Source organism: Paenibacillus sp. FSL H8-0034 (assembly GCF_038000305.1).
Taxonomy (GTDB): Bacteria; Bacillota; Bacilli; order Paenibacillales; family NBRC-103111; genus Paenibacillus_S.
Map to the genome: position 1 here is coordinate 2,110,352 of NZ_JBBOBS010000001.1, position 22,944 is coordinate 2,133,295.

The following is a 22,944-nucleotide window of genomic DNA, read 5'->3' on the forward strand; positions in this document are numbered from 1 at the left end:
ATTGGAACGGGTATCCCAGTCGCAGATTTATATGCTGTTCTCCCATTTTCTGTTTACTACGACACTCGGTTTCTTTGCGAATACCCTTGTGAAAAATGGTCGTTACACAGTCTGGCTATCCTTACTTATAGGTGCCACCCTTGGAATTGTGCTTACTTATTTCGCCTATAAGCTGGCAATTAAAAGGCCAACTCAGTTTTTGGGAAATTACGGCAAGGAAATTTTGGGTAAATGGCTGCACTATCCATTGATTATCATATTGATAGGCTCGTTCATGTTTGCGGCAGCAACGGTTTTACGACAATTACAGGATTTTATGATAGAAGTTTACTTGCCTGCTACACCGGGATGGGCTGTTGCTGCCATATTCGGGATATGCATTGCCTATGCGGTTCGTTCTGGAGTCGGAACGATTTTTCGCAGCTCACAGGGGATTTTTTTCTTGAGCGCAGCTGGAGTGCTGATTGTTCCTTTTTTTGTGCACAAGGAAATCAATTATAATATGGCAATTGCGATGTTAAATCATTTTGAATTCAAAGGTATTTGGAACGGTACTTATATGGTCACAGCACTGTATGGAGAAATGGCTTTTATCCCCTTCTTATTCCCGTATTTTACCAGTCAAAACAAAACAATGAGATCCTTGATATGGGCCGTGATTACATCAGTAATTATTGTACTAACCAATCTGATTTCAATGATTTTGGTTTTTGGCCCCGACTTAACGGCTAACCTGCAGTACCCGCAGCTTGAACTGATACGCTATATTCGTGCCGCAGCCACTCTTGAAAATTTGGATCCTGTGCTTATTGCAATCTGGTTATCCAGTTTGTTTATCAAGATCAGTTTGTTTTTATATGTAGCTATTCTTTGCGTCACGCATACCTTTTCGTTAAAAGACCACAAGCCCTTCTCATTATCCATGACGGTTATGGTCGTTGGCATATCTTTATATATGGTCAGATCAAAGCCTGAATTCGACGACCTGTATCGACATGGCGAATTCACGTATCTGTTGTTAACTGAAGTGATCCCTATTGTCTATTTGGTGGTGGATCGGATTCGTTCTTCTCGTTTGAAGCAGGGGTAGATCGGTAAATATTTGTATTGTAATCAAATAAAAAGCTAAGTCAGAAGAGGGCCTTGCCCCTGACTTAGCTTTTTTGCTATGCTCTCTACTCCTCCTACAGAGGAGTCAGGTGAATATAAGCGGAGCGGCCATGATGTTCTGGAGAAGCGGAGCGCTCGCCTTTGTTTCCGGAATTTCACCGATAAATGTTATCAATTCAAAAATTCTGGAAACGACAGCGATCGTAAGAACGTCATGGCCGCACAGCGATACCTATTTACCATGCATGCTTGTCCTATTCACCTGACTCCCTCTCGCCATACAACGTTCACCTTTACAGCCCTCCTGCTGTGATCGAAATCATAGTTGATGCAGGCTGGAACCTTTTACAATAAGCACATGATAGCACAGTTGAAAGGATGGAATCAGGATGAAAAAGGAGCACAAGCACAATGATGAATCGTTAAAAGGGACTCTTGTGTCGGTCCTGCTGCTCGGAGCTTTTATCGCGGTAAGCTGGTTAGGAGTTTATGCGCTCTTTATTGCCCGCGGCTAATAACTACCATAGATCAAAGGGAGATGGTCACATGCATTTGCATCGATATGAAAAGATTTGGTTACTGTTCGGGGTGTCCATGCTGGTTGTATTTTTAATCGTGCTGGGTGTCGGTGCATTCGCACAGGGAGCACAGCCGCCAGGCCAGCAGCACAGCGGACATGCTGCGCATCGTGAGACCGTGAATCCGGAAACAGTGGAATCAACGGCGCCGTTCAATCAGCTGGGCTTGAAAAAAATCGGCGAGAACGAATATGACGCCTATATGCTTGCTTTTGCTTTTGGATACGGACCGGAGAAAATGGAAATTCCGCTCGGGGCTACTGTGCATTTTCACATTACGAGTAAGGATGTTGTCCATGGCTTTGAAATTCCGGGAACGAATGTGAACATGATGGTCGTGCCCGGGGAAATCACCCAAATGACGTACAAGTTCACCAAGGCTGGAGAGCTGTTGGTGCTGTGCAACGAATATTGCGGTATTGCGCACGAAATGATGCAGACACGGATTATTGTGAAATGACTACATGAGGAGTGTTGAGTAAGATGATAACTGAAGAACAAGCATTTGACCGCCGCGATACGAGACTGGTGCTGGCTCATATTCTGTTCGCTTTTCTGGCACTGCTGCTTGGAGGTGTGGCGGGCTTACTCCAAGGTCTGGTGCGCAGCGGGAGCATAACGCTTCCTTATGAGATTGGCTATTACCAGCTGTTGACGGCCCATGGTATTTTGATGGCGATCGTATTTACGACCTACTTTATTATTGGATTTTTGTACTCTGGTGTGGCTCGAACGTTGGGCGGCCAGCTGCTGCCCATATCCAGATCACTGGGTTGGCTTGGATTTTTCATGATGACGGCAGGTACCGTGATCGCTACAATTCTAATTTTGCTTAACAAGGCAACCGTGCTGTACACCTTTTATGCGCCGATGATGGCATCACCCTGGTTTTATGTAGCATTGGTGCTAATCGTCGTAGGCAGCTGGATGAGTGGATTTGGTATTTTTATCCAATATCGATATTGGAAAAGAACGCATAAAGCCAAGCTGTCGCCGCTGTTCTCCTTTATGGCAGTCGTTACTATGCTGATGTGGCTGATTGCTACTTTGGGCGTAGCTGTGGAAGTGCTGTTTCAGCTGATTCCGCTGTCGTTTGGTTGGGTGGAAACGGTGAATGTGACGCTGAGTCGGACCTTATTCTGGTATTTTGGACATCCGCTGGTTTATTTCTGGCTGCTTCCCGCTTATATTTGCTGGTATGTGATTATTCCCAAAATCATTGGCGGCAAAATATTCAGTGATGCATTGGCCAGGCTGTCATTCATTATGCTCTTGTTGTTTTCGATTCCGGTCGGACTTCACCATCAATTAATGGAGCCAGGGATATCACCTGTATGGAAGTATGTTCAGGTCATTTTGACCTTTATGGTCGTGGTTCCATCACTAATGACGGCATTCTCGCTGTTCGCCACCTTTGAGCTGCATGGTCGATCGCTTGGCGCCAAGGGGTTGTTTGGCTGGTTGAAAAAGCTGCCGTGGAAGGATGTTCGCTTTTTCGCACCATTTATGGGGATGCTGATCTTCATCCCGGCAGGTGCTGGCGGTATTATTAATGCCAGTGACCAGATGAATGCGGTTGTTCATAATACGTTATGGGTAACCGGGCACTTTCATTTAACCGTCGCAACCAGCGTAGCCCTGACATTCTTTGGGATAACCTATTGGTTAATTCCGGCGATGACCGGACGGGTGCTTACACCGCTCTTGCATAAGCTGGGGATTGCCCAGACGATCACCTGGCTCATTGGTATGTTCTTTATGTCGAGCTCGATGCATACGGTAGGATTACTGGGATCACCGCGCCGTACTGCGTTTACAACGTATCAGGACCATCCTGACGCGATACTATGGATGCCTTACCATGTGGTGATGGCAATCGGCGGTACGGTTCTTTTCATTGGTGTACTGATGATAATTATGAATGTGATTCTGCTGTTGAGAGCGCCGAAGGGGTATACAGAGTATCCGATTGGTGAGGTTGCGGAAACTGCGGAACCGACGCCTGCTATTTTTGAAAAATGGAGCATTTGGGTGGCCATATTGGTAGTGTTGATTTTTGTGGCTTACACGGTTCCTGTCATGGAGCTTTTGAATAATCCGGGTGTAGGCGCCAAAGGTATGGTTACGTGGTAGAGTGAAATTTTCCAAATAAATATTTCATAATACTCCTATTTAGGAATAAAGTCTATGAAAATATGAAATAATTATTTATTAAGCGGAATATATGGTATCCTTACTTGAGACATAAAGCTTATAAGAATTGAGGAACACACCCAAATGCCATTAGAAAACTATAAGCTTGATGTTTTTAGTCCCAAACTAGAGCCATATTTAACCGAACTATATGCATTGCATCGTAAACGTGCCTCTGAAATAGATTGGAGTTATCATGAATTCATACCTTGGGAATTAGGTCGGTCGTTCATCACAGAGCCATGGTCAATCGAGCAAAGAAAGCTGCCGCTGCCTATTTATCTTGCTGTGGAGACCTCATTGTTAACTGAAGTCAACCTGCCGTTTTTTTATCATCATTTGGCTAACACTTTTAAGGGCTCGCTTAAGGTGCTGCAGGATTTTGTTCATACCTGGGTGTCAGAAGAGGATCAGCATTCCAACTTGCTGGAAACCTACCTGATCATTACCCGCAATGCGGACCCGCACGAGCTGCATCAGCTCCGCAAAACGGTGGTGGAGGGCGGATTTGTTCCTGATTTTGATACGGCTATGGAAACGATGGTGTATACAGCGATTCAGGAGCTGGCGACGATGGTTTTCTACAATAATGTAGCGAAGGCTGCAGGCCCGCATGATCCGTATTTGGCTAAGCTGCTGAGAAGGATTGCCAAGGATGAAACACTGCATTTTGCTTTTTATCGGGATGCGGTGAAGGGGTACCTGGGGGTGGATCACAACTTCGTGTATTACATCCATAAAGCGATGACAAGCTTTGCCATGCCGGGCACTGCGATGCCATCGTTCAAGGAACGGATGGACGTGATCGCCAAGGAAGCTAACTATGGTCCGGTATCGTACTTTAATCAGGTTTTCGATTATTTGATCCAATTCTGGGCGATTGCGAAGCTGCAGCCAAGCCGGGCTGACGCGGAAAACGCCAAGCAGGATTTGCTGCAATATCATGTGAAGCTGCAGAGGATCAGCCAGCGGCTGGCCGCCAAAGGGATCAGTTAAAATAAGCATAAGTCCCGCCATGGGGCTTATGCTTATTTGTTGTGTGGTTCCGTACGCAGCTGCTGTACATCCTGGAATGTAAGCATGGGCCTGAGATTATGCAAGGTTATCCTTGCGTATTCGGGACTCCAGGATAAAAGGGCCAAAAGGGATAAATGCCGATAAAAACGCACCTAGCACACGGAGGATGGACCAGCGATTCATAATCGCCGCGAAAACAATCGCAACGCAAAAAATTACGAATAAAACACCATGCAGCATACCGACAATGGGAACAGGATTGTAAAAATCGGTAAAGTATTTGATAGGCATTGCGATAAAGAGGATGACGAGGAAGGATATGCCCTCTGCATAACCAATAATCTTCAACAAGGAAAGGGACAGCTTCGACAATAGGAACGCCTACTTTCTAACATAATGGTGAGTGTACAACTCCATTTTAGTGGATAAATCACGCCATGCATAAGATGAATGTGAAAATAATATGAATTCCAACGAAAACTTTAATTAACAATGCATATTTAACTGGGAAATGGAAACGAGGGTATAGTCCAAGCTTGCATAAAGTGAAATGAAAAATAGCGCCCTTACTCTACCGTGCGTAGATGAAGGGCGCTATTTTCACGTATTGATTTAAATGTGCTGAATTTTAATCAAATTGGTTGAGCCTGCTTCGCCAACTGGAACCCCGGCGGACACGACAACCAGATCTCCTGTAGCGACAATTCCACTTTGTAAAGCGCTGTGGATAGCCGATTCAAACATGTCATCTGTAGAAACGACCTCTCTGCCTGATACAGGAATGACTCCCCAGCATAAGCAAAGGCGGCGCTGCACGCGTTCACTTGCAGTGACAGCGATAATAGGTGATTGCGGACGGTATTTGGCTACCATACGTGCGCTGAATCCGGTACTGGTTGAAACTACAATCGCCTTGGCATCCAGATCGAGTGAGGAGCTAACGGCAGACTGGCTGATGACTTCGGTGATCGTAGCTTTCTGTTGAGCGGCTTTCACCCTAAGCATATCCTTGTAAGGCAGCACCTCTTCGATATTGGCTGCAATGGAGGCCATCATGCGAACGGATTCCAGTGGATACTTTCCAGCGGCAGTTTCGCCTGACAGCATCAGGACATCGGTGCCATCATATACGGCATTGGCCACGTCACTGGCTTCGGCTCTTGTCGGACGCGGATTGTATTGCATCGAATCCAGCATATGGGTAGCCGTAATGATCGGTTTGCCTACTGCATTGCCTTTTTGAATCATCTGTTTTTGGATAATCGGAACATCCTCGACCGGAATTTCGACCCCAAGGTCACCACGGGCTACCATTAAACCATCCGATACCTCCAGAATTGCATCCAGGTTATCGACGCCCTCCTGATTTTCAATCTTGGAAATGATCTGAATGTGGGACGCTTCGCGTTTTTCCAGCAGCTCCCGAATCTCCAGAATGTCGCTCGCTTTACGTACGAAGGAAGCTGCGATAATGTCGATATCCTGCTCGATACCGAATTCAATATGCATAATATCACGCTCGGTAACACCGGGCAGCGAGGTATGGATTCCGGGCAGGTTGACACCCTTGCGCGATTTGATCAAGCCACCGTTAAGAATGCGGCAGTGGATTTCAGTACCTTCAATGGTTTCGACCTGAAGCTCGATCAATCCGTCATCAATCAGAATCCGGGAGCCTGGTTTGACGTCTCGGGTCAGATCCTGATAGGAAACTGAGATACGGCTGGCATCCCCTTTAATCTGTTCAGTCGTTAAAGTGAGGCTGGCATCGGTCTTCAGCTCATACGACGATTCCTGAAGCAGTCCTGTACGTATTTCCGGTCCTTTAATATCCATTAATATCGCAACGGTTGCGCCTAGTTCCTTGGCAGCTTGTCTGACTCTATCGATTCTTCCCTTATGCTCGTCCAGATCTCCGTGCGCCATATTCATCCGGGCTGCGCTCATACCAGCCTGAATCAGCTTCTTCAGCATATCGACGGAATCACAGGCAGGTCCCATGGTACACATGATTTTCGTTTTGCGTTGTGTCATTGTTAGCACTCCTTTATTTCTACTTGATTGGACTTATTGTAGGCAATATTATTGGATTAGACTATGAATAATAGTATTGTATTTGTATAATAGTATCTAAAATCAATGACAACTCAAGTGCTGTGAGATGGAATGTAACGTTTTTCAAGAGAGTGGAGGTACAGCAATGGTTGTTATCAAGTCTGCTCGGCTGGATGCAGGAACAAGCTGGTTTGAGGAGTATGAGCAAGGGGCTCTTCATCACACCTTGATTATGGTCAGCTATGGCAAATGTGTGTACTGGCTCGAGGGAGAGAAGGTGCTGCTGGAAAAAGGTGATCTGCTCTTCATACCCGGCAATATGGTGTATTATGGCAAGTGTATACCAACGGTTACGCACGAGAAATACGTTGTGTGCTTTCAAAGCTCTGAGGCTTCGCTGCTGCCGCTGGTACATAACGCGCATTATTGTATATGGAAAACAGGCAAATATGAGCTGCTGCACCAGCGATTTCGGGTGCTTCAGCAGGAGTGGAGTGAACGGCTGACCTATTATGAATCGATGTGCGGGGCGTTGGTGCAGGAGATTCTGACCCACCTGAACCGGGAAGTCGATGAGGGACGACCTTCAGCACTGAAGGAAAGGCATGCCAGTATGATGAAAGGCTATATCCAGAATCATTATCGTGAGAAGGTAACCAAGGAGGAGCTGAGTGAAGTCATAGGAAAAAGCCCGAATTATGCGGCTGCGGTATTCAGCGAGGTTACCGGTCAAACCATCGGGGGTTATGTTCATGCGATGCGTGTTAAAACGGCTGTCTATTTGTTGAGTCATTCCCAAAGAACCATCGGTGATATATCCGATTATTTGGGTTATTGTGATCCGTCTTATTTTCATCGCGTATTCAAAAGGGAAACCGGTAAGCCGCCTGCCCAATATATCAAAGACAGGGATATTCCTGTTCATTAAAGGAAGATCAGCCTCTGCTCCATATAAACAAACAAGCGTCGAATGGGCTGTCTGTGACAGCGTTCAACGCTTGCTGACTATTATTTCTTTCCGACCCATACCAACATTTCCCCAGGTGCACGATTGCCCCAAGCATAGTAAGGAACAGCTCGGAATGTAACAAGCTCCTTGGCTTCATTATCTTGTGCTGCTACGACGCGTCGATACAAGCTGCCCTCCCAATTCTGAAGCGTGGAGCGGCTTGCGGTACCTTCGAGGATGGTGACGCCGCTCAGCAGGGAAGCCTCATGACGAGCTTGCGGCATTTCATCCAATGACACTGTCATATCCCGTAGATTGGTGCTGTTATCGGTTTCCTCCAGGCAATAGACGATCGGGCCACGCTGCAGCGCGACCCGGCCAGCATTGGCGCGGACCTCGGGGTGAGCCTCAACAGCTTCGACGGGCATCTGCAGAATGAGCTCAATCTGATCATCGGGTGACCATGTTCGAGTAAGCCGTATATAACCCTTATGCATAAGGGGAACGCAATCTAACGATTGGCCATTAACCTTGACCAGGGCTTTGCGGCACCAGCCAGGCAGACGCAGGCTGATGGAAAATTCGGCTGCTCGCTCGGGAGATACCTGGATGGATACGGTTTCATCCCAGGGGTAGTTGGTTTGCTGTTGAAGCTTAACGTATTGGCTTCCGATATTCAAGCTGGCATGGCTTTCACCGTACAGGTGAACGATAGCCTCATCGTTTCCTTCAGCGTACATATACTGCCCAAGCGAAGCAATCAATCTGGCGATATTGGGCGGGCAGCAGGAGCAGCCGAACCATTCCTGTCGCTGCTCGGCAACCGCAGTTTTGTTGAATTTCAATGTATTGAAATGATGGGCGGCAGGCAGTACCTCCAGATGGTTGGCGTAAAAGAAACGGCTTCCGTTCTGCGACACGCCACTGATCGTACCGTTGTATAAGGCGCGTTCCAGTTCGTCCATATAGCGGCTGTCTCCACTCTGCAGGGCCATCCGATGAGCCCAAAATATTAATCCAATCGAAGCGCAAGTTTCAGCATAAGCGGTATCGTTGGGTAAGTCGTAATCATAAGTAAATCGTTCGTAATGATCAGTCGATCCTATACCTCCGGTAATGTATATTCGCTTTTCAACCATATGGTTCCACAGCTGCTCACAAGCTTCATATAGCGGAGCATCCTTCATTTCGGCGGCCAGATCGGCCACACCGCTGTACAAATATACGGCTCGAACGGAATGACCCTCGATGGTATGCTGTTCCCTGACAGGAAGATGCGCTTGATAATAATCGTACGGAGTATATCCGGATCTTGAAGGCTGTTTGCCTTGGTTCGCGGCTTCCTGATCAAAGAAGTGAGGCTGCTGACCACGTTCCTCGACAAAAAATTGACACAGCCTTAAATAACGCTGCTCCCCGGTTGTCCGGTACAATTTGACAAGAGCAAGCTCAATTTCAGGGTGACCGTCATACCCACGGATTTGATCTTCCCCAGGACCGAATACCGTGTCGATGTAGTCTGCGTATCTGCACATGACCTCCAGCAGCAGCCGTTTACCCGTCGCTTCAAAATAAGCAACAGCGGCTTCCATCAAGTGTCCTGCGCAATATAACTCGTGTCCGTCCTTTAAATCCTTCCAGCGATTGTGCGGCTCGACGACGGTATAAAAAATATTCAAATAGCCGTCCTCCTGCTGTGCCGCAGCGATCAGATCAATAGCCTCATCCACCTGACGCTCCAATTCGGCATCGGGGTGGGTAGTCAGACTGTAGGCGGCCGCCTCAATCCATTTGGCAATATCCGAATCCCAGAATCGGTGTGGCTGATTGGCGTCACCCTGCTTCCAGTCTAGCTTCCAGGCATTCAGTCTGCCGGTTGACTGACATTGCTCATATTGAATTTGCAGAGTGATGTTACGATTGGTTTCCTGTCGCTGAAGCCAGAAGCCCCCGTCGATAGAAACTCGTTGTAGTGGAACAGGTGTAATTTTACGAATGTTGACAGGTTCATTGATCGTTGACAATGAAATTTCACTCCTTATTGTAATGAATCGATTTGTGAATAAAGAACAATAGTAATACTATTAGGATATCAATAGGGCGTCATGCTGTCAGTGGACGATTCATCAGAATAGGTGGAAAAAACCGACTATGTAGGATTGATGGAGGAACGGCAGGATTTTGAAAGGAAATATCGAATTTTATTATGTTGGAGAAAAGGTTGCACGAGGTTCTAACTTGAAGGGGAGAGACAGATTTGAATAACAATTTACTGGATAAATATTGTATCGATACGATTGGCTTCGCAGTTTCCAAGATTGGCCATATTAAAAAGGTGACCAACCGTACGATCCATGTGGATTGGGGCCATAAAGTGATGATTTATATGAACAAGGATTTCAGATGGGTACCGCTTACCAAGGAAGAGATCGAGAAGAAATATAAAAAGAGCAAGTTTACCGAGGATTCGCTGAGAAGAGCAGCAGCGCTGGGGATAGTTGTTCAATAACTGCCAAATGTGCTGAAATGGTCGTCTTCATATTGTGGTTGCTGAATCAGATGAGAGTTGTAGGTGATATTCATTCAGTTTGGAAAGACACGGAAATCAGTCGATGCAGTTGATGACTCGATTTCCGTGTCTTTATGTTTTTACGGGAGAGCTGACGGCATCAGCAGGATTGGCTCCTGACTTCGATAGCCTCTAAACATCGGGCTGGCTGACTTATTTTCTGCAGCTCTTGCTTAGCTTTCGCCGAATTACAATCCAGTAAATATCGAGCATATGCCATCGGATTGTCGTAGGCTGATCTCCATTCCTGCAGCATGCCGGCTTCACGGAAGCTGTAGCGTTGATCTTTGCCATTGCATTCGATTAGCATGGGAAAGCCTTCTATCGTAATTCCGACATCAAGTCCGAGATCGGCCATATGCGGCAGATGGGTGCCCAAATGCTCGGCCACCTGCAGTGAAAACTGCTCAATGCCTTTGATTACGGCCTTCGGCTGTAAGTGCGGATATTCTGCGATAAGAATAGGCTCCAGCCTGTAAACAGTTCCGCCTTGCGCAACATTGGTTAGAAAACACCGCTTGGAAGCGACCTTCGCTACAATCCCTGTAACCTGCCACAGTCCCATAGCTCCACGCTGCACGGAGACGCGCAGGTCAAACGGCTGACCCTCGAATGTAGCGAGTGGTAGTCGCTGTTGTACGATATAACGTGCCCGCTGCAGTCTGCTGCGGAGCAGCAGTGGCAGCCGATTGCCTTGAAAAGTTAGCGAGCGCCATGTTTTATTATGAATGCTTAATGATGCCGGATACGTAAGCTTCCAGCCACGAGCTGTTTTTTCCAGCTTCATGACCCCGCGTCCGACACTGCTTTTGTTCGGCTTAATAATCAAATCATTATACAGCTTCATCATCATGTTAATATGGCTTATGGTTGCGTCGTAGGTGACGGGGATGTGCGGACGCAAGCTGGGCTCCTTCATCAAAACATTTTGAATGTACAATTTTCCGTAACGGTTCCATTGGTTAAACAACTGCTTGCCTTCCTTGATCCAGGAGTTAATTTGCCTAAATTGCTTGCGCCCGTTATAAATCGCACGATTGTGAATAACCTCAGGTACGGGTACGGTTTTGCGTATGAAGTGTCCGCTGTCCATGACGTAAGCACTAACGGTTTCTGCACCCGGCTCTATATCGTCTATCCGGAAAAAGCAAGGGGTAAATCCATATTTGGCGCCTGCCTTCACATACAAGTGTACGGCTTCATACTTGGTTTTGCCTAAGGGGATGCTGCGATGCAGCTTATCATTCACGAGAATGCCCACACAGGGATAGGGCATGGTATCCACTCCCTCCGATGATTTGAGTTTCCCCTTAGTGTATGTGTACGCGGACAGACCCGTTATGGACAGGTGCTGTAGGAATACAGTGGAATTTGCTAAGTCTCTCTCTTATAGTGACCAGGTTCTAAAAGATGCCATCCAAAGCACCACAAAGCTGATTAAACATAAGGTCGATGTCGGTTGTGGACACGGTTAAGGGCGGCATTAAACGAATGGTTAACGGATTGGGGGCATTGATCAGCAGACCTGCCTGCAAGCAAGCTGCAACCAATTCGGCACCAACCGGCTCCGGCAGGTCAAAGGCTAACAGCAAGCCCTTGCCACGAATGTGCTTCAGGTTGTATGTATCGGCGATTTGATGCAGTCGTTCGACGATGTAACGGCCCTGCTGTTCTGCATGAAGCGGAAGCTCCAGGCGAATCAGCTCATTGACGACGGCTAGCCCCACTGCCATAGCGAGCGGCTGGCCAGTGTAGGTTCCCCCTTGATCCCCGACATCAAAAATATTAAAGGCTTCTTTGGTCAGCATAGCCGATAATGGAAATCCGCCACCTATGCCTTTGCCTAATGTCATCACATCCGCTTGAACCCCATAATGCTCATAAGCAAACAGCTTGCCTGTCCGGCCAAATCCGGTTTGTATCTCATCAAAGATCAGCATGATGCCGGAGTCATTGCAAATTTTACGAAGCTGCTGCACATATTCCACCTCGGCCTCATGGACGCCACCCTCACCTTGAACCAGCTCCAGCATAATGGCGCACGTATTGGGATTGATTGCAGCCAGACAAGCTTCCAGATCGTTCAAGGGAACATGCTTGAAGCCTGGTATTTTGGGTGCGAAAAGAGGTTCCCACTGCTGCTTGCCAGTTGCCGACATCGTTGCCAGCGTACGTCCGTGAAAACCATTAATGGTAGTAATAATTTCAAAAGCACCACCACGATGAATCGAGCCGTGTTTTCTGGCAAGCTTGATGGCGCCTTCATTGGCCTCAGCGCCGCTGCTCGTAAAAAAAGCTCTGTCATAACCGGTTACGTCGGTTAAAAGCTTGGCAAACTGAATCATCGGTTTGTTGTAGAAGGAGGGGCTGGAATGAACCAGTGCAGCCGATTGCTGCGTTAGGGCTTCATGAATAACTGCGGGAGAATGACCCAGACACGTAACCGCCCATCCTCCGACAAAATCCAGATACCGCTTGCCATCCGTGTCCCATAAATACATGCCTTGTCCGCGCTCCATCACAAGCTCGGGCCTTACTGCAGTTGATAAAATCGAGGTGCTTGCTGCTGCCAGTAAAGTGGCAGTTTCCATTTTAGTTGGAATACCCATACGTATCACTCCTTCTTAATAATGAATTATTATACTTATAAATGAATAAATATACAATAAATAAATCGTCATCCATGCGTGCTGACTACGCTGCCGTGCCCGTGGTTAAGAGCAATGAATATACTGGGGTAAATTGAAGCTGGCCATTGCTTAAGAAGCTGATTTTACAAAAGTAAAATTTTAATAGGAGGTTTCCCATGAAGGCACCTGTCATTGCGATCATTACACCCGGGTCATTCGTAGTGCCTTGTGCGACGAGCAGCTCGGTCGAGCTTGTGGTCGAGCAGGTAGCACGTCGTGTGACAGCCGAGGTGTGTCCAGTCATTTTTGGCAAGGAAAGTCCGGATATGCCCCATACAGAGATGCTGGATGGAGTCCAATATATTCGGGTGCCGGCCCGTTCTCCTGTTGGCTATATATCGGAGGTTAGTCAAAGGCTGAAGGGACTTCGTCCAGCTCTGATACAGGTGGAGAATCGCCCTCGGTTTGTACGTTACTTACGCAAGCGGCATCCACAGGCGGTAATTTGCCTTGTTTTGCATTCGACTACTTACATTTCGAGTCCTCATATTAGTCGAGTGGAGCTGCACAGCTGTTTGAAGGCTGCTGATTATGTCGTGGTCAATAGTCGTTTTTTGAAGGAGCAGCTTATCCAAAAAGCACCGAATACACGTAGGAAAATAAGGGTGAACTATCTCGGCGTAGATACGGAACAATTTACGTCCCGTTGGTCAACACACGGAGCGGCTCGAAGACAGGAAACGCTGGATCAGCTTGGTTTGGGGGATAAAAAGGTCATCTTATATGTAGGGCGTTTGCTGCGGATGAAGGGGGTTCATCATTTGTTGGAAGCCATGCCGGAGGTTGTGAAGCGGGTGCCTAATACCGTTGTCTTTGTAGTCGGCAGCGCTTTTTACAGTTCACGAAGGACGACCTCCTATGCCAGAGGACTTAAGCGTAGGGCTGCCAGGCTGAAGGCTTCTATTCGATTCATCCCATATGTGCCGCACACGGCTATTGCCGATTGGTTTCGTCTGGCCGATGTGCTGGTGGTGCCTTCAGGGAAAAATGAAGCTTTTGGATTGGTCAATGTAGAGGCAATGGCCTCAGGTGTTCCCGTCGTGGCAACACATGTCGGAGGAATGAAAGAAATTATCGACCATGAGCGAACCGGTTTAAGTATTAGCCCTGTACGATTAAAATACGATCTGGCTCCTTCTATTGTCAGGTTGTTAACACATCCAGAATGGAGTCAAGCTTTGGGCGAAGCGAGTGTACGCAAGGTTCACGAGCAATTCACGTGGGAACGAACAGCAGAAAGATGGCTGAAATTTTATAGAGAGCAATTAAATGTAAAATGAAATAAAGTCCCTGCACAATTCAGAGTATTCCCCTCTTTAAAGACGTATATTCGATATATAACCGGAGCTTTTTAAATACGGAAGAAACTTTTATACAAGAGTTTATTCCAAAAAGAAATTAAGTGTTGTATAATGAATATAGAAGCTAAAGACAGGGGATGCTGCGACATGACTAACAATGAGCAGAAGTTGACAACTGTATTAGGACAAATTTTTTGGTCCTTTTGCAAAATCAGTCCAATCTCTTTCGGCGGCGGCTATGCGATGATTCCAGCTATTGAGAAAGAAGTAGTTGAACAACGTAAATGGATGGACGAGGAAGAAATAAGCGGTGCCTTGTCGATTGCCGGATCGGCTCCAGGTGGCATTGGTGTTAATGCGGCTACGATCATCGGATATCGGGTGGCTGGGTTTAAGGGAGCTATTGCTGCGATTATAGGAATCGGACTACCGACCTTTGTGATTATGATGGCGCTGGCAATTGGTTATACTTCCGTGGAGGACTCCGTGAAGGCTTCGGCTGCTTTTGAAGGCATTCATTCGGCGGTCGTCGCTTTCATTGCGGTTGCTGGCTGGAGAATGCTAAAGTCAGCGGTTCACGACAAATCGACGCTGATTATCGTGGCTGGTGGACTGGCCGCGCTGCTGTTTACCTCGATCCATCCGGCATTACTGCTGCTGATCGGAACGATTGCGGGTATTTGGATATTTAAAATGAAGGAAAAGCTCAAGGATGTACCTCCACCAACGAAGACTGGCGGAAGAACTGCACCTGTACCTGGTCCGATCCAAGCTGGCCAATATATTTGGGGCGATGGTATTTAGTCGGATGACAGAAGGGAGGAGCAGCGTTCATGCTGTGGACATTATTGTTTACTTTTTTCAAAATAGGGCTTGTCTCGTTTGGCGGCGGTTATGCCATATTAAGTGTGATTGAACGGGAGGTTTTATCCCAGCAGTGGATGACTTCCGTTGATTTTGCCCAAGCTGTAACCTTGGCCGGTATGGCGCCGGGTCCGATTGCAACGAATAGTGCTGTACTGATTGGGTACAAGGTTGCCGGGATTCTGGGAGCGGCTGCGGCAACGATCGGAATGATTTTACCTTCATTTATTATCATTATTGCTCTGGCAGTGTTCTTTTTTAAGGTAGGCCGGGAACGCTTGCTGTCCATGATCTTTTATGGCTTGAAACCGATGGTGGCAGCGCTAATCGTCTATGCGGCGTATCGAGTAGGCACTAACGGACAACCTCTGCTTGGGATCAATGGGCATACGCTGGCTGTACTGCTGATTTTTATTTTTGCGATGATTGGAACGATGAAGTATCACCTGCATCCGCTTGTCGTATTGTCGGTTTCGGCGTTGATGGGGATTGCTTTTTTTATGTAAAAGAGTTGCTGTTAGTGAACAACTGAATGATCGCGTGCGGGTTATCCGTGTTAGTATGACCAGGCACAGTGCTGAATATTACTGAGCCGTATTGTACAAGCAGAATAGGCTATCTTTACAAGAGGTGTGGGATTTATTAATCCGAGCCTCTTTTTTATTGAATTTTTTTGGGGGGAGCTGCTTTCCCTTGTCAATCAAATACATAACAGAGCAGCAGGCGGCTCGTAGCTGCGCCTATTTTTCCATAGGCAATGACTTCCTTCTGGGTGAATGCATATGTTACAAAAGACTACTAATGCGGTGCCCAAGAAGCATTACTAATACGGGAGGAAGTGCAGGATGAAGAAGCCAACTAGCCGTGGTTCGAGTAAGAATAGACTGCTGCAGAAAAAGAGCGGGGCTTATATTAATGAATTGAAATGGCTGGATGATATTCAGGAGTCAGATCGACTCAAGAAGCTTCACCAAGCTGAAAATGTCGATGTAACAATAAGTCGTACCCAGCAATCCCAGCAGGTTAAACAAACCGTTGTGGAACCTCCTGTAAAAGAGGGGAAATCCCGCTCTGATAGCGTGCCCTTATTGTTAACACGCAAGGCTGCTGAAGGTGCCGCGGCCGGAGGCGTTATTTATACGGACGATTTGGCTGAGGAATCGGTTACCGCTGAGAAGATTGCACGGAATGCGATTGAGGGCAGTAAGGTTAAACGTGGTGCTATAGGCAACGAACAGCTGGCTGATTATGCAGTGACTGCGGCTAAGCTCGGGGATCGCAGTGTGACTCAGCAGAAGCTGGGACTTCGAGCGGTTACCGAGGAGCATATTGCGTCCTTTGCGATAACGGGAGACAAGATTCAGGAGCGAGCGATTGGAGGTGAAAAGCTGCAGGATAACAGCATCACCTCTGAGAAGCTGGCAGACAAAACGATTGATGCCATGAAAATTGCCGAATATTCGATTCAAACCAAGCATTTGGCTGAGGAAGCGATTACTGGCGAGCTGATTCAAAACCAGTCGATCACGTCCGAGAAAATTAAAAGCGGTACGATTCAGGCGACGAATCTGGCCAATTACATCATCAATACAGCAAAGCTGGCGGACTTGTCAGTCACAACAGAGAAGCTGCGTGACCATTCCGTAACGGCGAGCAAAATCGCAGATGGGGAAATTACGGCGGTGAAGCTGGGCAAGCAATCCGTGACGGAGGAAAAGCTGGCAGCCTGGAGCGTTAATTCGGATCATTTACAATCAAAATCTGTTTTGCATGAGCATCTGGCAAGCGGTATCGTGCACAGTGATTCCATTGGTCCCAAGCAGATAATCGCAGAGCATATTCTTGGCGGTGCCGTGACGGGGGAGCACTTGCGGGATCATGCGGTAACCTCAGAGAAGCTGGGAAAGCAATCGGTGGGCGGTATACATCTACAAGATTTGGTGATAGAAAAAAGACATCTTCAGCCTAAGAGTGTGGAGGCTCAGCATTTGACGGATGGCGCGATAACCGCAGGCAAGCTTGCTCCACAAAGCGTAGGCGCGGAGCAGCTGGGTGCGGCATCGGTAGGCTCGGATAAGCTGAAGGAGCAAGCTGTCACTTCGGCGAAGCTGGGCAGGAAGGCTGTTACCGGCGAGCATCTATCCGGCAATGCGGTAAGCAGCGGGCACATTGCTGAGAAAGCGATTCAGGCTCTCCATATCGGGCTGCTTGCCGTAGGCAAGGAGCATTTGCAGGATCAGTCCATTGTGACTGCGAAGCTGCAGGATCGGGCTGTAACAGCGGAAAAGCTGGCAACAGGATCGATCCAGCATCAGCATATTCAAGAGGGTGCTGTACTATCCGGGCAGTTGGCTAATCACAGCATTACGACCTCCAAACTATCCAGTGAATCCGTATCGACGGATAAGCTGACTAACTTATCGGTTACGACAGCAAAGCTGGCGCAATCGAGTGTGACGTCGGATAAACTTGGCCGAGAATCCGTGCTTGGCGAGCATATTGCTACTGGAGCGATTCAATCCACCCATTTATCGAAGGCTTCGGTGAAAGCCATTCATTTGGCGACAGAAGCGATAACCCGTGAGAAAATGGCTGACAAAAGCGTGACCTCGGAAAAGCTGGCCGATGGTGCCGTGACCACTGCTCATTTGAGCGCAGCCTCGGTGAAGGCGGCTCAGCTGGCTGATGGTGTCGTGCAAACCGCACATTTGAGCGCAGGTGCTGTGAAAAGCGATCAGTTGGCCGAGGGCGTAGTGGTAAGTCGCCATTTGGGAGCGGGCGCGATTAGTGGGCGCGAGCTGTCATGGGGTGCTGTGAGCGGTGTTCATGTGGCCGCGAATGCAATTAACACGACTCAGCTGCATGGGCAGTCGGTGACAGGGGCTAAGCTGGCACGTGGTGCGGTGGAGGCAGAGCATATAGCTGACGGCGCGGTGGGCAGCGAGCAGCTGGCACTCGGTGCCGTAACGAGCATTCAGCTGGCCGATGGTGCGGTTGGTGGTCGTGAATTAGCCTTAGGAATTGTTGGAAATAAGCATCTTGGCGAAGAAGCAGTAGGTACAGCTCAACTGCAGGAACAAGCGGTGACAAGAACAAAGCTGGCGCCATGCTCTGTGGAAGCTGTGCATCTTGCTGCGGGTGCAGTAAGCAGTGAGCAGCTGGCGGACGGTGCTGTAGTGGGTCGTCATCTGTCGGAAGGCACGGTTGGCGAGCGCGAGCTGGCACTGGGGTCCATTAGAGGCGATCATCTGGCGCTGCAGGTGATTGGAACAGCGCATTTGCAGGATCAGGCGGTAACCGGAGTGAACCTGGCACCAGGTACAGTGGAAGCCGCTCACTTGAGTGCCGAAGCGGTGGGAAGTGAGCAGTTGGCCGAAGGTGCGGTGGCGAGTCGACATTTAGCTGCAGGCGCTGTGAGCCGTCGGGAGCTGGCATGGGGCGCAGTGGGCAGCGCTCATATTGCTGAGGAAGCAATCGGCACAGCACAGTTGAACGATAAGGCTGTGACAGGAGCGAAGCTGGCACCGGGAGCAGTTGAAGGCGCACATCTATGCGCGGAAGCAATAGGAAGTGAGCAGCTGGCCGAAGGTGCGGTGACGAGTCGCCATTTGGCTGCAGGAGCAGTAAGCGGGCGAGCGCTTGCCTGGGGTGCGATTGGCGGTCCGCATATCGCTGAGGAAGCGATAGGAGCTGCCCAACTGCAGGAGCGTTCGGTGACGGGAGCTAAGCTGGCGTGTGGTGCTGTCGAGACGGAGCATGTTGCTGATGAAGCGATCGGCACAGCACAGCTGCAGGAGCAAGCTGTGACGGGAAGCAGATTGGCATTTGGAGCCGTGGATACGGCGCATCTGAGTGTCGGGAGTGTGGATAGCGAGAGGTTGGCTGAAGGCGCGGTGACGAGCCGTCATCTGGCACTGGAATCGGTGAGCAGTGAGCATATTGCTGATGAAGCGATCGGCACAGCAAAGCTGCAGGAGCAGTCGGTCACGGGAACGAAGCTGGCATGGGGAGCCGTAGAGGCGGCACACCTGAGCACTGCAAGTGTGGGAAGCGAGCAGCTTGCTTTGGATGCAGTTGCCAGCTGTCATATTGAAGCCGGCGCGATTATCGGTAAACATATTGCCGAGGAGACAATTGACACCGTACAGCTGGTCAATCAGGCGGTGACAGCTGCAAAGCTGGCGCCGAGCGCGGTGGACTCCGTGCATCTGAATACAGGTTCTGTAGGAAGTGAGCAGTTGGCTAAAGGTGTGGTGACGAGTCGCCATATCGCGACTGGTGCAGTGGGAAGCGAGCAGTTGGGCAACGATACGATCGATGGCCTGCATATTAAACAAGAGTCCATCTCAGGCTACCACTTGCTTCCTGGGAGCATAACTTCGATCCATTTGGAAACCGGACTGGTTGAAAAGCTGTTGTTAGCTGCATCTTCGAGATTTCAGGCAGCAGGTGTTCAGCAGGTGGATACAATAGCTGCGGAAGCGGAGATTGTGGATACAACTGACGCAACAACTGACGTGATGCTTGCAAGTGGAGCGGAAGCAGACTTTGCCGACACAAGTGCAATAGATACAGAGTTTAGTGATACAAGTACAACCGAAGCGGAGTTTTCGGATACTGCTGCAACCTCAGCTGAGATTCTGAATACAAATACGGCCATATCCACCAAAATCGCCGCACCTATTCAACAATTCGGCATATGCTCCTTTTTGATGCGGGTGGAAGAAGAATCCGTAGAAATCGGAATTCATTTTGATGAGCCATTTGCTGATGAACATTACGCGATAGTGGTTACAACGGATCAAACCAACAGCTATGGTGTTATTCAACAAAAAAACTGCGACAGTGCGATCATCCAGATTGTTCGAAGCCGGTATTCGCCTCAGTTGGAGGGAACTGTGAACTGGATCGCAATGGGTCGGACCCCATAAGCAATTTGTTCCTGGAATCAGCAATGCTTTTAGAGGTTGCTGATTTTTTTGGTCATTATCATGATTGAAATTATCATAATAAACCCCTATACTATCAACATAGATGATGGATGTGCAAGGAGAGGGAGAGGGATGAGCGAACAGGAACTATCCAAAGGTGAAGAACGGCGCAGTCGGATTATGAATGCTTTAAAAGCTCATGGTCGGTTGACCATTCAGGAAATAATTGAAAAGTTTCATTGCTCGGAAGCGACTGCGCGTCGGGATTTAGATGTTTTGGTGAAAAAAGAAGGGGTTATCCGTACGATCGGAGGCGCACAATGGGAAGGCTTTACAGGGCATCGTGAGGCGTCCTTTCAGGAAAAAAAGCAGCTGCTCTGGTTGGAAAAGGAATCCATAGCTGCTACTGCGGCTGCTTTGATTGAGGAAGGCGACGTGATTGGATTGTCGGGTGGAACGACAACCTTTCTTATCGCCAAAGCAATTAAAAGCAAAAGGAATATTACCGTTGTCACCAACGCTGTCAATATTGCTATGGAGCTTGCTGACAGTGAGGGCGTACAGGTGGTTCTAACGGGCGGTGTGATGCGTAAAAATAGCTTTGAGCTATGCGGGCCGCTTGCAGAAAAGGTTGTTGAGGATTTAAATATCGGTAAAATGTTCCTGGGCGCCGATGGCTTATCGTTGGAGCATGGAATTACAACCTACTCGGAGCTGGAAGCCCAGATCGGCCGCTTGCTGTTGAAGCGCTCCAGAACGAAGATTGCCGTGCTCGATCATTCGAAGGTCGGCAAAGCCTCGTTATTCGGCATTGTTCCGTTATCCTCGCTGGATATTTGTGTGACCGATGCTGTTCTGGATCCAGAGCTTGCGTCAGCTTTGGCGCAATCGAAGGTGACGGTATATTTGGCTGATCAACATACATAGCCATAACTATGGGAAAGGTAGTGAATGATGGATTTTTTAATTGGAATTGATATTGGAGGCACGAATGTTGTATGCGGCCTGACCGATGCCTTCGGCAAATTACTGCACAAAATCAAACAGCCTACAGAAGCGCTGCGGGGCAGTGATTATGTATTTGACAAAATAAAACATATGGTGGACGAGCTGTTGGCTCTTGGTGGTATTCAGCGTGAGGCGGTACGGGCTATCGGTGTGGGAACGCCGGGTTTCATCGATCCTGACAAAGGAATAACCCTGTTTGCCGGGAATTTGCGTTGGACCCAGGTCCCTACAGCCGAAGAGATTCGCAAACGTACAGGAATTCCAACCTATATTGATAATGATGTCAGAATGTATGTGTATGGTGAGGCGGTTTGTGGAGCTGCCCAAGGTTATGAGCATGTTCTCGGGATCACGATTGGAACGGGACTTGCTGCGGCTGTTATTAATCAGGGTAAGCTTTATTATGGCGGCGGCTATATGGCAGGTGAGCTGGGACATATCATTATGCCGGAAATTCCTTATACCTGCGGCTGCGGAATGCGCGGCTGTCTGGAGACGGCGGTGTCTGCCACGGGTATTGCCCGTCAGGCACAAGAGCTGGTTCAGAGTGGCAGACCCAGCATACTTCGGGAATGGATGGAGGCCGCACCTGACAAAAGCATCACATCAGCTGATGTTTCCAAAGCCTATGATCTACACGATCCGCTGGCTATCGAGGTGATGAACCATACGGGCATGCTGCTTGGTAAAGGTCTTGCTAATGCGGTAACCCTGTACAGTCCCGAAGTGATCGTAATTGGCGGTGGTGCTGCGCTGGCCGGTGAACGCTTGTTTGCGCCAATGCGGAAGCAGCTGCAGCAATCGGTATACCATGGCTATTGGGAGCGGCTGACGATTGTCACAGCAGCAATGATAGATGATGCCGGAATCGTCGGAAGTGCGATGGCTGCGGGCAGCAGAGCAGTTCAATAGTAGATACATGATGACGGCAGGAACTCCTGACTTTATAATGATCGGCAACTAAGCTGCTGAAGTTATTTTCATTATCGGTGCCGGAATAATAAATATAGGCTATCCGTCAACAGTAGTGTGCATAACTGTTCGGATAGCCTTATCTTTTTGTACCGTTCCTTAATGCTTACAGCTTCGTATCTGCGCGAGCAATCCCTGCAAGAATGAGCTGCCAGACCAGCTCAAAATCTTGCTGCTTGGTAACGGCATCCCCCTCATAAGCATGGGCGGGATGATGAAAGCGTACGGTAGCCATGAAGATGGCTCTTGCTGTCGCCTCGGGATCTCCGCTCTTAAACACCTGCTCCATGACCCCTTGCTCGACAATCCGTGACAGTAGCGTGATCAAATAGTGTACGTGATTCTCGATTAATTCGGTTCCTTGTGAGGTGACCGCAGTATAGATGGAGAATAGCTCAGGATCATCAGCCGCCGATCGCTGCTTGCTACGAATTAAAGTTTCAAGCCAGATACGCAGACGCTCTGGGGAACTGCCGTCATGCTGATGGGAGATAGCTTCAAGTGGAAGTGAGATCCGATGCAGCCAACGTTCGGTTACGGCCTCCAACAGTACCGCTTTACTTGCAAAATGACGATACAGGGTACCATGACTGACACGCAGCACCTTGGCGACATCAACGACATTCGTTTTATCCCCATAACGTCGCAGCACCTGCTCGGCTGTATCCAAAATCGCTTCCTTGCTTAGGTTAGATTCAGCGGCCATG

General features: G+C 48.5%; 19 protein-coding genes. 13 read left to right on the forward strand and 6 right to left on the reverse strand.

Features of this window, described 5'->3' with window-relative positions; translation table 11 throughout:
- Position 1 precedes the first annotated feature (1 nt).
- The 5 genes from NST47_RS09620 (at position 2) to NST47_RS09640 (ending at position 4,877) form a co-directional block, all read left to right on the forward strand.
- Entirely contained in the window at positions 2–1,090 is a 1,089-nt protein-coding gene (locus NST47_RS09620) for a GerAB/ArcD/ProY family transporter (RefSeq protein ID WP_341154938.1), read from the forward strand.
- Positions 1,091–1,499: 409 nt separating this feature from the next.
- A complete protein-coding gene (locus NST47_RS09625) occupies positions 1,500–1,625 on the forward strand; it encodes a cytochrome c oxidase subunit 2A (protein WP_076232065.1) in 126 nt (41 codons plus the stop codon).
- A 31-nt stretch (positions 1,626–1,656) separates the two neighbouring features.
- On the forward strand, positions 1,657–2,148 hold the full coding sequence (locus NST47_RS09630) for a cytochrome c oxidase subunit II (RefSeq protein ID WP_341154939.1): 492 nt from the start codon (positions 1,657–1,659) through the stop codon (positions 2,146–2,148).
- Positions 2,149–2,171: 23 nt separating this feature from the next.
- On the forward strand, positions 2,172–3,821 hold the full coding sequence (locus NST47_RS09635) for a cbb3-type cytochrome c oxidase subunit I (RefSeq protein WP_341154940.1): 1,650 nt from the start codon (positions 2,172–2,174) through the stop codon (positions 3,819–3,821).
- A 144-nt stretch (positions 3,822–3,965) separates the two neighbouring features.
- Positions 3,966–4,877: an acyl-ACP desaturase gene (locus NST47_RS09640; RefSeq protein WP_341154941.1), complete on the forward strand. Its 912-nt coding sequence runs from the start codon at positions 3,966–3,968 to the stop codon at positions 4,875–4,877.
- 96 nt (positions 4,878–4,973) lie between these two features.
- On the opposite strand, the gene NST47_RS09645 is transcribed toward NST47_RS09640, so the two are convergent.
- Together NST47_RS09645 and pyk are read right to left on the reverse strand one after the other, a co-directional pair.
- A complete protein-coding gene (locus NST47_RS09645; RefSeq protein ID WP_341154942.1) occupies positions 4,974–5,249 on the reverse strand; it encodes a DUF3817 domain-containing protein in 276 nt (91 codons plus the stop codon).
- A gap of 261 nt (positions 5,250–5,510) precedes the next feature.
- The gene (gene pyk / locus NST47_RS09650) at positions 5,511–6,932 is read right to left on the reverse strand and encodes a pyruvate kinase (protein ID WP_341154943.1); all 1,422 of its coding nucleotides are present in this window, start codon (positions 6,930–6,932) and stop codon (positions 5,511–5,513) included.
- Positions 6,933–7,098: 166 nt separating this feature from the next.
- On the opposite strand from pyk, the gene NST47_RS09655 reads away from it, so the two are divergent.
- Complete coding sequence (locus NST47_RS09655) at positions 7,099–7,881, forward strand: AraC family transcriptional regulator (protein WP_341154944.1); 783 nt, start codon at positions 7,099–7,101, stop codon at positions 7,879–7,881.
- 80 nt (positions 7,882–7,961) lie between these two features.
- On the opposite strand, the gene NST47_RS09660 is transcribed toward NST47_RS09655, so the two are convergent.
- Entirely contained in the window at positions 7,962–9,926 is a 1,965-nt protein-coding gene (locus NST47_RS09660; protein ID WP_341154945.1) for a glycoside hydrolase family 127 protein, read from the reverse strand.
- A gap of 233 nt (positions 9,927–10,159) precedes the next feature.
- On the opposite strand from NST47_RS09660, the gene NST47_RS09665 reads away from it, so the two are divergent.
- Positions 10,160–10,411: a hypothetical protein gene (locus tag NST47_RS09665; protein ID WP_341154946.1), complete on the forward strand. Its 252-nt coding sequence runs from the start codon at positions 10,160–10,162 to the stop codon at positions 10,409–10,411.
- Positions 10,412–10,571: 160 nt separating this feature from the next.
- Here the strand turns inward: NST47_RS09665 and NST47_RS09670 are convergent, their stop codons facing one another.
- Positions 10,572–11,732: a YheC/YheD family endospore coat-associated protein gene (locus tag NST47_RS09670; protein WP_341154947.1), complete on the reverse strand. Its 1,161-nt coding sequence runs from the start codon at positions 11,730–11,732 to the stop codon at positions 10,572–10,574.
- Between the two features lie 142 nt (positions 11,733–11,874).
- Positions 11,875–13,080 carry an aspartate aminotransferase family protein gene (locus NST47_RS09675; RefSeq protein WP_341154948.1) on the reverse strand — a complete coding sequence of 402 codons (1,206 nt, stop codon included), beginning with the start codon at positions 13,078–13,080 and terminating at the stop codon, positions 11,875–11,877.
- Positions 13,081–13,277: 197 nt separating this feature from the next.
- On the opposite strand from NST47_RS09675, the gene NST47_RS09680 reads away from it, so the two are divergent.
- The 6 genes from NST47_RS09680 (at position 13,278) to NST47_RS09705 (ending at position 22,177) form a co-directional block, all read left to right on the forward strand.
- Positions 13,278–14,441: a glycosyltransferase family 4 protein gene (locus tag NST47_RS09680; protein ID WP_341154949.1), complete on the forward strand. Its 1,164-nt coding sequence runs from the start codon at positions 13,278–13,280 to the stop codon at positions 14,439–14,441.
- Between the two features lie 168 nt (positions 14,442–14,609).
- Positions 14,610–15,266, forward strand: a complete 657-nt coding sequence (locus NST47_RS09685; protein WP_341154950.1) for a chromate transporter — start codon at positions 14,610–14,612, stop codon at positions 15,264–15,266.
- Between the two features lie 29 nt (positions 15,267–15,295).
- Positions 15,296–15,832, forward strand: a complete 537-nt coding sequence (locus NST47_RS09690) for a chromate transporter (RefSeq protein ID WP_341154951.1) — start codon at positions 15,296–15,298, stop codon at positions 15,830–15,832.
- A 339-nt stretch (positions 15,833–16,171) separates the two neighbouring features.
- On the forward strand, positions 16,172–20,257 hold the full coding sequence (locus tag NST47_RS09695; RefSeq protein ID WP_341154952.1) for a WIAG-tail domain: 4,086 nt from the start codon (positions 16,172–16,174) through the stop codon (positions 20,255–20,257).
- Between the two features lie 132 nt (positions 20,258–20,389).
- Positions 20,390–21,184 carry a DeoR/GlpR family DNA-binding transcription regulator gene (locus NST47_RS09700; protein WP_341154953.1) on the forward strand — a complete coding sequence of 265 codons (795 nt, stop codon included), beginning with the start codon at positions 20,390–20,392 and terminating at the stop codon, positions 21,182–21,184.
- A gap of 27 nt (positions 21,185–21,211) precedes the next feature.
- Entirely contained in the window at positions 21,212–22,177 is a 966-nt protein-coding gene (locus NST47_RS09705) for an ROK family protein (protein WP_341154954.1), read from the forward strand.
- A gap of 166 nt (positions 22,178–22,343) precedes the next feature.
- Here NST47_RS09705 and NST47_RS09710 read toward each other — a convergent pair whose 3' ends face one another.
- Positions 22,344–22,943, reverse strand: a complete 600-nt coding sequence (locus NST47_RS09710) for a TetR family transcriptional regulator (protein ID WP_341154955.1) — start codon at positions 22,941–22,943, stop codon at positions 22,344–22,346.
- Position 22,944: the final 1 nt, after the last annotated feature.

What these genes read in the sequence shown, in the direction of transcription:
- NST47_RS09625 (WP_076232065.1), top strand. Translation starts at nt 1,500, where the DNA reads ATGAAAAAGGAGCACAAGCACAATGATGAATCGTTAAAAGGGACTCTT.
- NST47_RS09630 (WP_341154939.1), top strand. Translation starts at nt 1,657, where the DNA reads ATGCATTTGCATCGATATGAAAAGATTTGGTTACTGTTCGGGGTGTCC.
- NST47_RS09635 (WP_341154940.1), top strand. Translation starts at nt 2,172, where the DNA reads ATGATAACTGAAGAACAAGCATTTGACCGCCGCGATACGAGACTGGTG.
- NST47_RS09640 (WP_341154941.1), top strand. Translation starts at nt 3,966, where the DNA reads ATGCCATTAGAAAACTATAAGCTTGATGTTTTTAGTCCCAAACTAGAG.
- pyk (WP_341154943.1), bottom strand. Translation starts at nt 6,932, where the DNA reads ATGACACAACGCAAAACGAAAATCATGTGTACCATGGGACCTGCCTGT.
- NST47_RS09655 (WP_341154944.1), top strand. Translation starts at nt 7,099, where the DNA reads ATGGTTGTTATCAAGTCTGCTCGGCTGGATGCAGGAACAAGCTGGTTT.
- NST47_RS09675 (WP_341154948.1), bottom strand. Translation starts at nt 13,080, where the DNA reads ATGGGTATTCCAACTAAAATGGAAACTGCCACTTTACTGGCAGCAGCA.
- NST47_RS09680 (WP_341154949.1), top strand. Translation starts at nt 13,278, where the DNA reads ATGAAGGCACCTGTCATTGCGATCATTACACCCGGGTCATTCGTAGTG.
- NST47_RS09685 (WP_341154950.1), top strand. Translation starts at nt 14,610, where the DNA reads ATGACTAACAATGAGCAGAAGTTGACAACTGTATTAGGACAAATTTTT.
- NST47_RS09690 (WP_341154951.1), top strand. Translation starts at nt 15,296, where the DNA reads ATGCTGTGGACATTATTGTTTACTTTTTTCAAAATAGGGCTTGTCTCG.
- NST47_RS09695 (WP_341154952.1), top strand. Translation starts at nt 16,172, where the DNA reads ATGAAGAAGCCAACTAGCCGTGGTTCGAGTAAGAATAGACTGCTGCAG.
- NST47_RS09700 (WP_341154953.1), top strand. Translation starts at nt 20,390, where the DNA reads ATGAGCGAACAGGAACTATCCAAAGGTGAAGAACGGCGCAGTCGGATT.
- NST47_RS09705 (WP_341154954.1), top strand. Translation starts at nt 21,212, where the DNA reads ATGGATTTTTTAATTGGAATTGATATTGGAGGCACGAATGTTGTATGC.
- NST47_RS09710 (WP_341154955.1), bottom strand. Translation starts at nt 22,943, where the DNA reads ATGGCCGCTGAATCTAACCTAAGCAAGGAAGCGATTTTGGATACAGCC.